This window comes from uncultured Chitinophaga sp. (assembly GCF_902168175.1).
In the GTDB taxonomy this organism is placed as follows: Bacteria; Bacteroidota; Bacteroidia; order Chitinophagales; family Chitinophagaceae; genus Chitinophaga.
Map to the genome: position 1 here is coordinate 59,958 of NZ_CABHOU010000069.1, position 14,604 is coordinate 74,561.

The following is a 14,604-nucleotide window of genomic DNA, read 5'->3' on the forward strand; positions in this document are numbered from 1 at the left end:
AATCTATAACCGTATTAAACTTCTTTACCGCTGGTTACGGTTTGTGCGTCTTTGTATTTAGACGGGCACTTCATCAGTATCTTATTACAGTGGAATTCGCCATCTTTCATTTTACCGGTCAGTACCAGTTCCGTGGATTTATCGAAATCAGTCGGGCGCGTGCCATTGTAGATCACTTTCCTGATCTCCCCTGATTTGTCCTTCATGTAAAATGAGAAATAGTTCGCATCTGTTTTCGCATCGTAGTGCATGGTCTTGGTGGTATCCAGGGCCCCAACTACGTGGTAAACCTTTCCTTCCTTGGCATTAGCGGTAGCAAATGTCTCGTACGTTCCGAAATCTCCTATCGTAATAACCAGTGCGGCCACACAAGCCGCGATCATAATCAGCAGTACAATATTGGTCTTCTTCATTTCCTTACCAGATTAAATAACTGCGCAAAATTACGTCAAAATATGTTTCGGGGGCGTTAAAAAAGGAGAAACGGAAAAAGAGAGGGATGAGTTCGCCCATTGATGTTGCCTTTTTACCTTAACTTTGCGGCGAATTCTTGAAAAGTACGACTCATCATGGCTGATTTATCGCAATTTGACCCCAACTCGGTCGGTTTGCTGTCCAACAACATTTTCGGCCTTCCTTTTACCGAGGAAGAAGCCCGGCTGGTATTACTTCCCGTTCCCTGGGAGGTTACCGTTTCTTACAGCAATGGTACGGCACGCGGGCCGGAGCATATTTTTAATGCTTCGCTGCAGGTAGACCTTTTTGACCCCGACGTAAAAGACGGCTGGAAAGAAGGTTTTTACATGCGTACCCCCGACCGCCAGTTACTGCTCCGCAGCGACTACCTGCGCAAAGAGGCCGAATTGTACCTTAAATGCCTGATAGAAGGTGGTGATGTTACCCAAAACGACTTCCTGAAGCGATCGATCAATGATGTGAACACCGGTTCGCAGAAAATGATCCAGTGGGTATACGACCAAACCAAAGAACTGCTGAACAAAGGCAAACTGGTAGGCCTCGTAGGCGGCGACCACAGCACCCCGCTGGGTTTCTTTAAGGCTATCGGCGATCACAAAGGTGACTTTGGCATCCTGCAGATCGACGCTCACTGCGATTTGCGCGACAGCTACGAGGGCTTTACCTACTCGCATGCTTCCATTATGTACAACGCGCTTAAAGAAGTGCCGCAGCTCAAAAAGCTGGTACAGGTGGGTATACGCGACTACTGCGAAGAAGAAGTTAATTATATCAACGAACATAACGACAGGGTAACCACGTTTTTCGACAAAGACATCAAAGAAAGGATGTTTGAAGGCGAGAACTGGAAATCAATCTGCGACAGTATCATCGACACCCTGCCACAGCAGGTATATATCAGTTTTGATATCGATGGCCTGGACCCTAAACTGTGTCCGCATACCGGTACCCCGGTACCAGGTGGTTTTGAAGCAGAGCAAATGTTTTACCTTTTCCGTAAACTGATTGAAAGTGGCCGCCGGTTGATCGGCTTCGACCTCAATGAAGTGAGCGCGGGCCACGATGAGTGGGATGCCAATGTGGGCGCAAGGGTATTGTTTAAGCTGTGTAATTATATGATCAAAAGCAATGCATAAATTCAGAATTCTGCATCCTAATGCCATTACCAGGCTGCGTATGCAACCTGTAATGCATGGTCTTGTTGGCGTGCTTTTCCTGTTTAACGCCATAGGGGCCTACCGTATGCCGGCACCTAACTGGTCGCTGGTGAGTTTGTACATACTGGCCGGTATAGGCAGCCTGGTACTGCCTTTCCAGTTGAGGAAAGCGCGTAAGTTTGCAGAAGTCAATACCTCCGCCCGTTTAATACAGGCATTCCTGTTACTGAGCGGTTGTTTGTATTTCCTGTCGCACCTGGTGCCCATGATCGCGTTTATGTTATTCTTCGCCGGACTGGGTATTGCCTACATCGGGTATGCAGAATATAAGATATTACAAACCTCGTACGCCGTGCTGGACAATACCGGTATTACACTGCCCACCATCTTCTCCCAAAAGCGGTACGGATGGAACGAGCTGAATAACGTAATTTTGCGGAACGACCTGTTTACGATCGACTTTAAGAACAACAAGCTGATGCAGCTGGAAGTGCTGGACGAAATAGGAACTGTAGAAACATCAGACATCAATACATTTTGTGTTCAACGCCTCGGCAAAAAGGCAGACACTAACAGTTAAACAATTACAATTGGATATCGCACCTTACATATTATACTCCGACGGAAAAGGTAATATTTTCGAAGACCTTTCGCTCCATGTAACCGGCCGCAGTGGCTGGGACGCTATGCCCATACCCGACGACGAGTGGATAGAGCTGCCGGAAGGCGGCCAGTTGTACGAACTGCCGGGAAGAAGAGGTATTGGCATCGACGTGGAAACCGGGGATATGGCATTGTGCGATAAAGGCTGGGCCGTTGCGGCATTCATTCCGCCTGCGCATACCGGTTATTATATAGCTGCTTACGAAACACTGGCCGACGCGCCTACCCTGCCCCTGTTCTGCTACACCGCAGTAGGCTGGTACGACGGTAAGTTTTATGTACCTGCCCGCCGTGTAGAGCAGGACATTCGCCAGGAATGCGCCGGCTTTGATGATAAAAAAGTAAAAGAGGGTGTAAAGGAATTGCAGAAGGCATACCCGCACAACCGCCTGGTGAGTCACCTCGCGAACAACTGTGCGCTTACTTACCACTGCCCCGCCGCCCGTAACTATTTTATGGGAAGATGGGAGTGCCCTATCCCCTCTTCACCTGCCTGTAACGCCAACTGTGTAGGTTGCATCTCCTTCCAGCCGGAAGAAGAAACGATCGTGAGCACGCAGGACCGTCTTACGTTTAAACCGACGGCCCAGGAAATCGTAGAGTTTACGGTACCTCACCTGGAAACAGCGCCCTACCCGATCGTAAGTTTTGGTCAGGGTTGCGAAGGCGAGCCTTTGCTGATGTGGGAAACCATTCGGGAGTCTATCATCGAAATGCGTAAACACACACCGAAAGGAAGCATCAACATCAATACCAACGGAAGTAAACCCAACGCCGTAAGAGCCTTGTGCGAAGCTGGCCTTAACAGCATACGTGTAAGCCTTAACTCTGCGCGCGAACATATCTATACACCGTACTACCGCCCGAACAACTACCGCTTCGAAGACATCATCGAAAGCCTGAAAGTGGTACGCGAATTCGGCGGCTGGACTTCCATCAACTACTTCGTATTCCCCGGTATGACCGATAGCGTGGAAGAATATGAAGCACTGCGCAAGCTGATACGCGAAACAGGCCTGAACATGATCCAGTGGCGTAACTTTAATATCGACCCAGACTGGTACCTCGGTAAGATCGGGGCCGGTGAAACGGGTGAGATATTAGGCATGAAGCAACTGATGGACCTGATCCAGGAAGAATTTCCTGATCTGAAGTACGGTTACTTTAACCCTCCAATGGAAAGGATTAAGGGCGATTACGAAGCAGACTTCGCGCACTACTAGGCTTCTTTTACCACTCTTTGCCATAACCACCTGAAACCTGCAAAGGTTAACAGGCAAAGTACGCTCGTTACCAGCCACCAGTTGGTAAAGCCCACCCATTGTGCCATACGCGAACCAAGTGTAGGCGCAATAATGTGTGCCACAGAGTAAGAGATCGTGTATAAAGCCGCGTACTGGCCCCGGTTATGCGAGGCACTGCGCGATATCCAGAATGAGTTCATAAACGGCAATGTCATCATTTCCCCGAAGGTGATGGCGCCCATAAACAGGAAGGCCACCCATATCTGCTGTGGTAATAATACAAAGCCCAGGAAACACACCGCTTCCAGTAAAAGTCCGTAACCGATGAACACCAGGCTATGCCGCTTACCATCCAGTTTAAATATCAGCAACATCTCTACCAGCGCTATCAGCAGCCCGTTCACCGACATACAAATGCCGATCAGGAACTCGTTCATGTGTAACGTTTCCTTGAAGTACACCGGCACGATGGTGAACATCTGGAAGAAGCAAACGGCGTTGATCATACACAGGAAAATGAATACCAGGTAAGGTTTGTCGCGGTAAGCAGAACCACTGGTCATCAGCGGCGTATCGGTATGATGTTCTTCTTTATTGGCTTTAGACGGATCGAGTAAAAAGTGGATCAGGAACGCCGCGACCACACAACTGGCCCCATCTACCCAAAACAAAAGGTCGTAGCTGATGCTGGCGAGTATACCGCCAATAGCGGGGCCAATCGCGAATCCCAGGTTGATAGCTAGGCGGTTAAGCGAATAGGCCCGGGTACGGGTGGTGGCATTGCTGTAATGAGCGATAGCGGAAGCATTGGCCGGACGGAAAGCTTCGCCCACAGAGGCCATACAGAAAATACAAAGCATGATACTGTGCAGGGAGCGCATCTGCCCTAACAGAATGAAGAAAAGTCCGTTTACGAAAAGGCTCCAGAACTGCACACGCGCAAAACCGATAGTGTCAGTGAGTTTACCACCTGCGTAAGCGCCGATTACCGCTCCTGCTCCAAAACATGCCATTACCAGGCCCGCATCGGCGAGCGAGAAATGCAGGTGTTGCGTGAGGTACACCGTCATAAAAGGAATGACCATCGCGCCGCTTCTGTTAATGAGCAGCACGAGCGACAGCAGCCAGGTAGATGGGGACAAACCTCCGTAAGCGCCACGGTACAGCGCAATTGTTTTGTTAAGCATAGTGATCACGCGAAGCTACGCTGAGGCGTATCAAATTCCAAATACTGCCCGCACATTTGTACCTTTGCGCGCATGTTGGAAACTTCAATACTCGTGTTGTGCGCCTTTTCTTTCTGCGCAGGCTTTGTGGATGCGATCGTAGGCGGCGGAGGTCTTATTCAAACACCTGCCCTGCTGTTTCTTTTTCCCAGCTACCCGGTGCCCGCACTGCTGGGCACTACGAAAATACCTTCCTTTTCAGGTACCGCACTGGCCACGTACACCTATTCCAAAAAGGTGCGCATGCACACCAAACTGCTGATCGTAATGGGTATCACAGCTTTTGCCGCTTCCTTTTTAGGTTCGTCGATGGTGAGCAAACTGCCTAACCAATTCCTGAAACCGTTTATGTTGTGTGTGCTGGTAGGCATCGCTATTTATACTTTCCTCAACAAAGGTTTCGGGCAAAATACCGAAGCCAGGCCGCCGGTGCGTAACGCCTGGCCGTTAAGCATTGCCATAGTAGCTGTTATTGGCTTTTACGACGGGTTCTTCGGGCCCGGTACCGGTAGCTTTTTTATTTTATTATTTGTGGGAGTGATGGGATTGGACTTCCTGCACGCCAGTGCGCATGCAAAAAGTGTGAACCTGGCTACCAATATGGCTTCCATCATCTACTTTGGTGTAAAAGGTTTAATTATCTGGAAGATGGCGATACCCATGGCTATCAGTAACCTCTGCGGCTCTTTCTTCGGTGCCAGGCTGGCGATATTAAAGGGTAATAAGATGGTGCGCTACTTTTTCCTGGCGGTGATTTGCTGCACCATACTGCGGTTTGCGTACGATCTGTTCATCAAAGGGCAATAAGCAGCGCAGTTTACCGTTCCCTTAAAAACACCCATCAGCTTAAAGAAAAATACTAACTTTGGATGCCTCCGGCAGGAGCTGTGAAATATATTCATCATGAAGGAACAAACGCAACAGAAGAAAACAAAAGCATTGATAGTGACGTTGGTCGTGCATGCAGCCATATTGGCCATATTGCTCTTCATTCCATTGTCGCATCCTGCTGCGCCGCTTCCAAACCAGGAACTGGGGATGGAAGTAAACCTGGGTACTTCAGATGATGGTATGGGTGATGAACAACCACTGAACCCGAACCCTCCTGCTGCTTCGGCACCTGCACGAACGCCGCAGTCGGCACCGGTTGCACAGGCAACGGAGCAGGGCAATACAGAGGAACTGGCCACTCAAAACGAAGAAGACGCCCCCGAGGTGCCTACTCCGCCTAAACCAGCACCTCCGAAAGAGCATCCTAAAACCATTATGCCGAAACCGGAAAAGGCCAAACCAAAACCGGTAGAAGCTCCCAAACCGACACCTGCTCCTCCTGCGCCTAAACCTAAAGCAATATTCACCTCTAACGGTACATCTACCGCCACTAACTCCGGTAACGGCGCTAATGGCTCTAATAATTCCAATGGTGAAGGCAATACCGGTAAACCCGGCGACCGTGGTAAAATCAATGGCGATCCAAACGCCAAAGGTTACGATGGTGATGGTGGTACAGGTAATACAAGAGGCACCTCTAATCTCCGTTTGTCGGGCCGCAGCCTGTTGCACGCCCCCAGCCCGTCGTTCAGCGGCAGGGAAAGTGGTTATATTGCGGTAGATATTAAAGTAGACCGTTCGGGTAATGTTACGGCTGCCACCTACAATCCTAAAGGTTCCACCCTCAACAACCAGTCACTTATTACCATTGCTGTTAACGCAGCAAAAGAAATCCGTTACAACGCAAATCCCGAAGCGGCGGAAATTCAGTTCGGTAAAATTCGCTTTTATTTCAAAGGACAGTAGTGCTTCGCTACTTGTTTAAGCAATAAATGTCCATTTTCGGGCCTGTTTTTTGCATCTCCAACATTCATGGGATAAACAATCCAATAAGCGATATTAGATTCGCGTTATAGGACGAACGCCCGTTAAACAGGACCATGATATTGCGATACACGATTAGATTGCTTACTATTGCCGGCTTTACGTTAGCTACCAGTCATGCCTACGCGCAGATGTTTCCGGGCTATCAAAACAGTCATTTTGCCGGTATTCACGGCATTAGCTCCAACCCTGCCGCCGCTGCAGGCACCCGTTATAAATGGGACGTTAACATTATTGGCCTCGATGTAAAGGCAGGCAACACGTATGTGAAGGCAGCCAAATCAAGCCTCTTCGCCCCTCCCGAAAAGTTTGTGCGCGATGAAGATTACTTCCTGGATACAGGCGCTACGTACAAGCAGTATGCCTGGGGCTCGGTGGATATCATGATGCCTTCCGTATTGTATTCGATCAACACAGAATCGTCGGTCGCTTTTAGCTGGAGAGTCAGGGCCATGGGCAACGGTGGTGGCATCGAAACCTCTACTGCTAACCTGTTAGCGGAAAACTTCCCGGACAACCCGAAATACTTTAACCGTAATATAGATGAAAAGTACGGCGTTGGCGCCGCACACGCCTGGAACGAGTTTGGGTTTACCTATGCACGTACCATCCGCAACGACATTAGCGGCCGCTGGAAAGGTGGCGCTACCCTTAAGTTCCTGAGCGGCTTTGGTGCCGGATATGGCGCACAACGTAACAGCGCATTACGCCTTATCAATAATCGCTTTGCGGACGTGGAAGGAGAAGTGTTTTTCGGTTACAACCAGGAACTGGACGATGCAGACGATGGCTGGCAAAATGCAGTAGGACTGTTTAAAAACCCGGGGGTAGCCCTCGACCTGGGCCTTATTTATGAATGGCGACCCGATAACGACGGTTTCGGCAGCAGGTACGACGACGAAAGCGCCTGGAACCCAGACTCCGACGATTTCAAAGCACGCCTCGGCATTTCTATTACAGATATTGGCGGCATCAGTTACACGAAGTCGGAAAGCAGCCGGGACCTCGCACTGGACAATAAAAACTTTCCGATAGATGCATTGAGGAAGGTACGCGGCGAAAGCTTATCACAATACCTTAACCGTGTAGGCACCTACTTCCAGGAAGTTCCCTCCAAAGATAAATTTTATATGAACCTGCCTACAGCCCTTAACCTGATGGCAGACTATAATATCAACGACCGCTTCTTCGTATCGGCCAACGCTTCCATTGCTTTAAACAGTTTTACCAAAGACGATCACAAAACTTACGCCCTTACACAACTCCAGATAACACCCCGTTACGATATTAACATGTTCGGCGCTTACCTGCCCTTACAGGTAAACCGTTTCGGCCAGGCCGATGCAGGTGTAGTGCTGCGCGCAGGTCCGCTGGTAATAGGTTCCGCCAGTATTTTCAGTAACCTGATGAGGCAAAAGATCAATCATGCCGATGCTTTTGTAGCTTTGCGGTTAATTCCCATTCATTTTAATAAAGGTGGAGGAGGATGGTTCGGCAAAAAAGCAAGACCTGGCATAGACTGCCCTCCGATGCCCTGAGCATTTGAATACCTGAACGATGAATTACCAGCAGACGATCGAATACCTGTACAACCACCTGCCCATGTTCACGCGCATTGGCGCAGTGGCTTACAAAAAGGACCTTCACAACACGAAGGCCCTGGCAGATATACTACAACACCCGCACAACCAGTTTAAATCCATACATATTGCAGGCACTAACGGTAAAGGCTCTGTAAGTCATATGATGGCGGCCGTACTGCAGGAAGCCGGTTACAAAACCGGCCTGTATACCTCGCCACACCTCAAAGACTTCCGTGAGCGCATACGTGTAAACGGGCAGCCCTGCCGCGAAGAATTTGTTGTGGATTTCGTAGCGAGAATGCAGACCGGCATCACCGACATCGAGCCCTCCTTTTTTGAACTCACCATGATGATGGCCTTCGAGTATTTTAAAGCCGAAAAGGTAGATATCGCTATCATTGAAACGGGGCTGGGCGGGCGGCTGGACAGCACCAATATCATCACCCCCGAACTGAGCATCATCACCAATATCAGCTTCGATCACATGCACATCCTGGGCGACACTTTGCCCAAAATAGCATTTGAGAAAGCAGGCATCATTAAACTGGGTGTGCCGGTAGTGATAGGCGAAACACAGGACGAAGTGAAAGATATATTCCTGGAAACTGCGGAACGTAATAAAGCGGAAATCCACTTCGCGGACCAGCAATGGCGCGTAGTAGGCCGCGAACCTGCACAGGAAAGCCTGACCCTCAACATACTCGAAGATGTAAATCCAGAGGCCAAAACCTTTACACTCGACCTTACCGGTCATTACCAGGAAAAGAACCTATTGTCCGTACTAACGGCTACCAACATACTGCGTAAACAAGGCTGGCAGATCAGCGATGCACAGCTGGCCGCAGGCCTGTCGAACGTGAAAGTGCGCACAGGTATACGCGGGCGCTGGGATGTAATTGCCCAACATCCGTACACCGTGCTGGACGTAGGGCATAACGAAGCCGGTATGCAGGAAATACTGCAACAGCTTACGCTTGTGAACTATAAAAAGCTGCACATTGTTACCGGTTTTGTGAGTGATAAAGATGTAAGTAAGGCGCTGGCTTTGTTGCCAGGTTTTGCGGAATACTACTTTACCAAAGCGCAGATTCCACGCGCCATGAATGAGCAGGAACTGTACGCGCTGGCGCAGGAGAAAGGTCTTAGTGGCACTACCTACCCTACTGTGGCCGAAGCGTTTGCCGCCGCGAAGAAAAATGCGTCGGAAGATGATATGATATTAGTCTGCGGAAGTTTCTTTATCGTAGCAGAAGTACTCTAAAAAAGGGGATCAGCCGATCCCCTTTTTCTATTTGAATTTTATTTCGCCCAGCTTTTCCAGTGCATAGAAAAGGCAGGTAGCATGTAAGCTCTGAATGATCTGGTTGCCCATCAGTAACGCTTTCACTTCTCCCACCGTCATCAGTATCACTTCTATATCTTCATTATGATCTAATTGCTGCTCCTGCACCTTTTTACCGCCTGTTGCCAGGAACATGTGGGTAAGGTTGGTATTAGTGGATGGATTAGCCGAAACGGCGCCCATACTGATCATGTTATCAAAGGCATACCCCGTTTCCTCCAGCAGTTCCCTGCGCATCCCGAATTCAGGATCAGGATCGGTATCGTCCAGCGTGCCACCTGGTATTTCGATGAGGGTGCGGCCTATGGCGTGGCGGTATTGCTTTACCATAATGATCTTACCATCTTCAGTAAGCGCTACGGCATTCACCCAATCGGGGTATTCATGCACATAATAAGCGTCTACGATTTTGCCGTCAGGGGTTTCCGCTTTGTCTTTACGAACGGTAAGCCAGGGTTCTTTGTGTAAGTATTCGGAGTTCAGTAGTTTCCACTTCATAATAATCTGCTACCAGCCTTTGCTTTCTTTAAGATGAACGATATGGGTAAGATGGTGACGCCCGTGCCAGCTATAGTTGGCCAGTGAGTCACGCAGCTTAAAGGTAATGTTATGTTGCGGATGTATGAAACTGCGTTCGAGTTGTTCATCCGTTAGTGCTTCCAGTAAATTGGCCCAGCGGGTGTGCAGGGCATGCAATAAGGTAACGGACATGTTGATGGGCGTGCGCAGTACGTCAGGCAATTCAGCCCACGCAGCCTCGTCGTACGGCTTTATCACCGGCTTATCTTCCGTAAGCGCCAGCTTAAACCTCGTCACCGCATTCGTATGACTGTCGGCCAGGTGATGCACTACCTGCGCTACCGTCCAGCCGCCGGGGCGGTAAGGGGTTTGGAGCTGATGGGCATCGAGGTTCTGCACCGCTATTTCTATCAGGGTGGGTAACTGCCTGATGTCGTTAATGTAGCGGATCCTGTCTTTGTCTGTTACCGTGTCCGGCACTTTGAACCGGCCAATGGGATACTTAAGGGATTCCAGGTCCATAGTCTTTGTGTTTTATAAGGGAGTTTAACTAATCTTCTCTCAGGTCCCTGCCGGTCAGGTGGATAAACACATCCTCCAGGTTGGCCTTCTTCACTTCTTTGTTCCTTTCAAACCCGGATGCTACCAGGTTATCGATCAGCGCATCTGGTGTATCGATGGCGATGATCTTACCGCTGTCGATGATGGCGCAGCGGTCGCAGAGGAACTCCGCTTCATCCATGTAGTGGGTGGTGATGACCACGGTGGTGCCCTGGTTACGTACCTGCTGAATCAGTTCCCAGAGGTTGCGCCTGGCCTGCGGGTCAAGACCAGTTGTAGGCTCGTCCAGGAAAATGATCTTTGGTTTGTTAATGAGGGTGGTGGCGATGGAAAAACGTTGCTTCTGGCCTCCGGAAAGGGCTTTATACTTAGCGCCGGCTTTATCTTCCAGGTTAAAGAGTTTGAGCAGCGCCTTAGGATCAACGGGCTGGTTATACAGTCCGCCGAACAGTTTGATCAGTTCTGTCAGGTTGAGGCCGGGGTAATAACCGGAAGATTGCAGCTGTACACCGATCACTTTTTTGATGGTTTCAGGCTGCTCGTCCAGGTTGAGCCCATCCACCCATACCTCACCGGAGGTTTTAGGACGCAGGGTTTCAATGATTTCGAGCGTGGTAGATTTACCGGCGCCGTTAGGCCCCAGCAGACCGAATATCTCTCCTTCAAACACATCAAAACTGATCCCGTTCACCGCTGTAAAATCGCCGTATTGTTTTACGAGGTTTTTTACAGCAATCATCTTCCTTTTTTCCATGGCGCCAAATTACAATAAAATCTGTTTGGGGAGGGGAAAATGAGGGTGTGTATGTTAGGCTGTCAGTATATACGCCGCATCTTCCCTAAAATGCGAAAAGCAGCACGGCGGATACCGGCTGCTTTTCTATAATAATGATTTTAACTACTTCTTACTCGCCGGGGCCGCAGCCGCGGGTTTGTTGATGAAAATCTGTGTAAAGAAGGTGATATTACCCTTATCCGCCGTACCAATGCCTATCAGGTTGTAATTACCTTCCAGGTTTTTACGGTGGCCGGGACTGTTAATCCAGCCTTTTACCACGGCTTGCGCATCAAGGTTACCATAAGCTACGTTTTCGGCAGCGGCTCTAACAGTACCCATCTTTTTGGAAATATCGTCAACCCTTTCTTCAAAACCCTGGTGACCGAAGCCTGTACGGCCTTTAGCCATGTTTTTGCTATGTTCCCTGGCCTGCTGGCTTACGGTTTCGCTAAGCTCCAGCGGTCCGAGGTTTTTAGACTTACGGTACTTGTTTACGTAAAAAAGGATATCCTCTTCCATATTCCCTTTCGGGGCAGTTGTGGCAGTGCTGTCGGATGGAACGGTGTTTCGGCCGCAGGCTGTTACCTGGATAGTGGCCAGCGCTGCAAATGATAGTACGAAAATTTTTCTCTTCAGTGACATGTATCCTAAACGTATTAGAAAAACAAATATTGTTATCAGTACTGATAAAGAAAAAAGTATGCCATATTTAAGATAGTATCGTCTGGAGTTGTTCCATCAGGCGCTTAGAGCCCAGGAACACGGGAATACGCTGATGAAGCTGCTCAGGTTTTACGTCCAGCAAACGCGTACCGCCGTCCATTAACGCCATACCGCCTGCCTTTTCAACCAGGAACGACATGGGGTTACATTCATAACACAGCCGTAAGCGCCCGTTTTTGTACTTACCGAAAGCGGGGTAAAAGAACACGCCTCCCTGTATAAGCGTACGGTGAATTTCGGCCACCATACAGCCTACGAAGCGATGCCTGTATATCTTTTCCTGCTCGTTTTTCGCCATAAAATGGTCGATCACCTTACGTACCTTTTCTTCATAAAGATGGTAATAACCAACGTTTACGGAGAAAATGTCGCTATCGTCGGGTATCTGCAGGTTAGCATGGGAAAGGCAAAACTCCCCTATGGACGGGTCGAGCGTAAAGCCCTGCACACTACGGCGGGTAGCATATACCAGCATGGTAGAGGAGCCATAAATGATGTAACCGGCCGCTATTTGCTGGGTGCCCGATTGCAGGAAGTCGTTGAGATCGCAGGGCGACCCATTAGGCGTGAGGCGGCGGTAAACGGAGAAAATGGTACCGATCGATACATTTACATCAATGTTACCAGAGCCATCCAGCGGGTCGATCAGCACTACGTACTTCGAATTCATGGAATGCTCATCGGTAAAAGGGATGAACTCTTCGTTCTCTTCAGAAGCCACGCCACAGCAGTAAATACTGTGACGCAGGGAGTTAATGAACTGGTCGTTCGCAAACTCATCGAGCTTTTTTACCGACTCGCCCTGTACATTGGTTTTACCAGCTTCGCCAAGGATATCTGCAATACCGGCCTTGTTTACCTCTACGTTCACACGTTTGGCAGCAAGCCCTATATCCCGCAATAAACCTGATAATTGTCCTGTAGCGCCTGGGAAGTTTCGTAGCTCCTGGATAGTGAATTCATCGAGCGTCATTACTTTTTGGTTGTTCGTACTATTCATTCATGATTGTTTTGGGAGACCCGCAAATTAACCTAAATGAACTGTTTTTTAACGTGGCTGTCATTTCTTGCAAATGAGATTTTTAAACTAATCTAAAGTTGCCGTACTTTGCCGGACATTTTTTTAACAGAAGATCATCCTGTATATGAAGGTTTTCAAATTTGGCGGTGCAAGTTTAGAAAGTATTGAACGCATAAAACACGTTGGCGAAATCGTGCAATCGTTCCCGGAAGACAAAATCCTGATCGTTATTTCTGCCATGGGTAAAACCACGAACGATTTAGAGAAGGTTGCGCAGCACTTTTATATGCGCAAAAGGGAGATTGCCGCCCAGTTACTTTTTAATATCGAGCAGCAACACCTGCTGATTGCCGAGCAATTGCTCGGTAACAAGACCAATGCCCTATTTGGCCAGTTACAGGAGTTTTTTACCGAAGCGGAATGGACGCTGGGCGAAAAGCCCCTCCGCCCCTACGATTACTACTATGATCAACTGGTGGGTTTAGGCGAACTGCTGTCTACCGCCATTGTTAGCGCCTACTTCAACCAGGCCGGCCTTAACAACGTCTGGCTGGATGTACGCGACGTATTCCGTACCGACAGTACCTTCCGCGATGCTAATATCGACTGGGAGGTAACCCAGCGTAATGTGAACGAGAAGGTTAAACCACTTTTTAATACGACGAATGTAATTATCACACAGGGTTTTATAGGTAGTACCGACCAGAACGAAAGCGTAACACTGGGCCGCGAGGGCAGCGACTTCTCCGCCGCCGTATTCGCCAACCTGCTCGATGCCGAAAGTCAAACCATCTGGAAAGATGTAGAAGGCCTTAAAAACGCCGACCCTAAGTTATTCCCGAATACTATCAACATCCCTGAGATCAGCTTTTCTGAAGTAATTGAGATGGCTTATTATGGCGCGCAGGTAATCCATCCTAAAACCATCAAACCTTTACAGAACAAAGATATTCCGCTATACGTAAAATGTTTCCTGGACAAAAACCTGCCGGGTACCGTAATTAAGGAAAATGTAGACGTGGCGCAACTGCCACCATTGATCGTGCTGAAGAAAAACCAGGTGTTGCTGACCATTACCTCTAAAGACTTTGGTTTTATTACGGAAGATAAGATCAGCGATATCTACGATATTTTCCATGCGCTGAAGATCAAGATCAACCTGATGCAGAATGCGGCGATCAGCTTCTCCTGCTGTATCGACAATACGCCGGAGAAGATCGAGCAATTGATCAAAACCCTGCATAATCACTATAAGATCACCTATAACGAAGGCCTGGAGCTGTTAACCGTGAGGTATAACAAAAATGGCCTGCTCGAGGAGCTGGCTAAGGGCAAAACGATCCTGCTGGAGCAGCGTGCGCTGCAAACCACACAACTGTTAATGAAACAGCCATCGGAACAGACAATCTAAAAAATAAAATGGTGCATGGGCTGC

15 protein-coding genes are annotated in these 14,604 nt (G+C 48.8%); 8 read left to right on the forward strand and 7 right to left on the reverse strand.

Features of this window, described 5'->3' with window-relative positions; genetic code table 11:
• Positions 1-14: 14 nt before the first annotated feature.
• A complete protein-coding gene (locus QZT80_RS14490; protein ID WP_295123152.1) occupies positions 15-413 on the reverse strand; it encodes a cytochrome c maturation protein CcmE in 399 nt (132 codons plus the stop codon).
• A 156-nt stretch (positions 414-569) separates the two neighbouring features.
• Here QZT80_RS14490 and QZT80_RS14495 point away from each other — a divergent pair, with 156 nt between their 5' ends.
• From QZT80_RS14495 to QZT80_RS14505, 3 genes are read left to right on the forward strand one after another with little or no spacing between them, the layout of a single operon-like run.
• Positions 570-1,613 carry an agmatinase family protein gene (locus QZT80_RS14495; RefSeq protein ID WP_295123155.1) on the forward strand — a complete coding sequence of 348 codons (1,044 nt, stop codon included), beginning with the start codon at positions 570-572 and terminating at the stop codon, positions 1,611-1,613.
• On the forward strand, positions 1,606-2,214 hold the full coding sequence (locus QZT80_RS14500; RefSeq protein WP_295123158.1) for a hypothetical protein: 609 nt from the start codon (positions 1,606-1,608) through the stop codon (positions 2,212-2,214). The genes QZT80_RS14495 and QZT80_RS14500 overlap by 8 nt, the downstream gene beginning before the upstream one ends.
• Positions 2,215-2,224: 10 nt before the next feature.
• Positions 2,225-3,520 carry a radical SAM protein gene (locus QZT80_RS14505; protein WP_295123161.1) on the forward strand — a complete coding sequence of 432 codons (1,296 nt, stop codon included), beginning with the start codon at positions 2,225-2,227 and terminating at the stop codon, positions 3,518-3,520.
• Here QZT80_RS14505 and QZT80_RS14510 read toward each other — a convergent pair.
• Positions 3,517-4,728: an MFS transporter gene (locus QZT80_RS14510; RefSeq protein ID WP_295123164.1), complete on the reverse strand. Its 1,212-nt coding sequence runs from the start codon at positions 4,726-4,728 to the stop codon at positions 3,517-3,519. The two genes, QZT80_RS14505 and QZT80_RS14510, sit on opposite strands and share 4 nt — an antisense overlap.
• Before the next feature lie 72 nt (positions 4,729-4,800).
• On the opposite strand from QZT80_RS14510, the gene QZT80_RS14515 reads away from it, so the two are divergent.
• From QZT80_RS14515 to QZT80_RS14530, 4 genes are all read left to right on the forward strand, one after another.
• A complete protein-coding gene (locus tag QZT80_RS14515) occupies positions 4,801-5,574 on the forward strand; it encodes a sulfite exporter TauE/SafE family protein (RefSeq protein ID WP_295123167.1) in 774 nt (257 codons plus the stop codon).
• Between the two features lie 96 nt (positions 5,575-5,670).
• Positions 5,671-6,564, forward strand: a complete 894-nt coding sequence (locus tag QZT80_RS14520; protein ID WP_295123170.1) for a hypothetical protein — start codon at positions 5,671-5,673, stop codon at positions 6,562-6,564.
• A gap of 134 nt (positions 6,565-6,698) precedes the next feature.
• The gene (locus QZT80_RS14525; protein WP_295123174.1) at positions 6,699-8,180 is read left to right on the forward strand and encodes a DUF5723 family protein; all 1,482 of its coding nucleotides are present in this window, start codon (positions 6,699-6,701) and stop codon (positions 8,178-8,180) included.
• A gap of 19 nt (positions 8,181-8,199) precedes the next feature.
• Positions 8,200-9,486, forward strand: a complete 1,287-nt coding sequence (locus tag QZT80_RS14530) for a folylpolyglutamate synthase/dihydrofolate synthase family protein (protein ID WP_295123177.1) — start codon at positions 8,200-8,202, stop codon at positions 9,484-9,486.
• A 27-nt stretch (positions 9,487-9,513) separates the two neighbouring features.
• Here the strand turns inward: QZT80_RS14530 and QZT80_RS14535 are convergent, their stop codons facing one another.
• From QZT80_RS14535 to fbp, 5 genes are all read right to left on the reverse strand, one after another.
• Positions 9,514-10,065, reverse strand: coding sequence for an NUDIX hydrolase (locus tag QZT80_RS14535; protein ID WP_295123180.1), 552 nt, complete (start codon positions 10,063-10,065; stop codon positions 9,514-9,516).
• Positions 10,066-10,074: 9 nt separating this feature from the next.
• Positions 10,075-10,608: a YfiT family bacillithiol transferase gene (locus tag QZT80_RS14540; protein WP_295123182.1), complete on the reverse strand. Its 534-nt coding sequence runs from the start codon at positions 10,606-10,608 to the stop codon at positions 10,075-10,077.
• Between the two features lie 28 nt (positions 10,609-10,636).
• On the reverse strand, positions 10,637-11,401 hold the full coding sequence (locus QZT80_RS14545) for an ABC transporter ATP-binding protein (RefSeq protein WP_295123185.1): 765 nt from the start codon (positions 11,399-11,401) through the stop codon (positions 10,637-10,639).
• A 144-nt stretch (positions 11,402-11,545) separates the two neighbouring features.
• Entirely contained in the window at positions 11,546-12,067 is a 522-nt protein-coding gene (locus QZT80_RS14550) for a CAP domain-containing protein (RefSeq protein WP_295123188.1), read from the reverse strand.
• 67 nt (positions 12,068-12,134) lie between these two features.
• On the reverse strand, positions 12,135-13,148 hold the full coding sequence (gene fbp / locus QZT80_RS14555) for a class 1 fructose-bisphosphatase (RefSeq protein ID WP_295123191.1): 1,014 nt from the start codon (positions 13,146-13,148) through the stop codon (positions 12,135-12,137).
• A 145-nt stretch (positions 13,149-13,293) separates the two neighbouring features.
• Between fbp and QZT80_RS14560 the strand changes: the two genes are divergently transcribed.
• Positions 13,294-14,580, forward strand: a complete 1,287-nt coding sequence (locus QZT80_RS14560; protein WP_295123194.1) for an aspartate kinase — start codon at positions 13,294-13,296, stop codon at positions 14,578-14,580.
• The last annotated feature ends 24 nt before the right edge of the window (positions 14,581-14,604 follow it).

Coding starts and splice junctions, on each gene's coding strand:
- QZT80_RS14490 (WP_295123152.1), bottom strand. CDS start 413: ATGAAGAAGACCAATATTGTACTGCTGATTATGATCGCGGCTTGTGTG.
- QZT80_RS14495 (WP_295123155.1), top strand. CDS start 570: ATGGCTGATTTATCGCAATTTGACCCCAACTCGGTCGGTTTGCTGTCC.
- QZT80_RS14500 (WP_295123158.1), top strand. CDS start 1,606: ATGCATAAATTCAGAATTCTGCATCCTAATGCCATTACCAGGCTGCGT.
- QZT80_RS14510 (WP_295123164.1), bottom strand. CDS start 4,728: ATGCTTAACAAAACAATTGCGCTGTACCGTGGCGCTTACGGAGGTTTG.
- QZT80_RS14515 (WP_295123167.1), top strand. CDS start 4,801: ATGTTGGAAACTTCAATACTCGTGTTGTGCGCCTTTTCTTTCTGCGCA.
- QZT80_RS14520 (WP_295123170.1), top strand. CDS start 5,671: ATGAAGGAACAAACGCAACAGAAGAAAACAAAAGCATTGATAGTGACG.
- QZT80_RS14525 (WP_295123174.1), top strand. CDS start 6,699: ATGATATTGCGATACACGATTAGATTGCTTACTATTGCCGGCTTTACG.
- QZT80_RS14530 (WP_295123177.1), top strand. CDS start 8,200: ATGAATTACCAGCAGACGATCGAATACCTGTACAACCACCTGCCCATG.
- QZT80_RS14535 (WP_295123180.1), bottom strand. CDS start 10,065: ATGAAGTGGAAACTACTGAACTCCGAATACTTACACAAAGAACCCTGG.
- QZT80_RS14540 (WP_295123182.1), bottom strand. CDS start 10,608: ATGGACCTGGAATCCCTTAAGTATCCCATTGGCCGGTTCAAAGTGCCG.
- QZT80_RS14545 (WP_295123185.1), bottom strand. CDS start 11,401: ATGGAAAAAAGGAAGATGATTGCTGTAAAAAACCTCGTAAAACAATAC.
- QZT80_RS14550 (WP_295123188.1), bottom strand. CDS start 12,067: ATGTCACTGAAGAGAAAAATTTTCGTACTATCATTTGCAGCGCTGGCC.
- fbp (WP_295123191.1), bottom strand. CDS start 13,148: ATGAATAGTACGAACAACCAAAAAGTAATGACGCTCGATGAATTCACT.
- QZT80_RS14560 (WP_295123194.1), top strand. CDS start 13,294: ATGAAGGTTTTCAAATTTGGCGGTGCAAGTTTAGAAAGTATTGAACGC.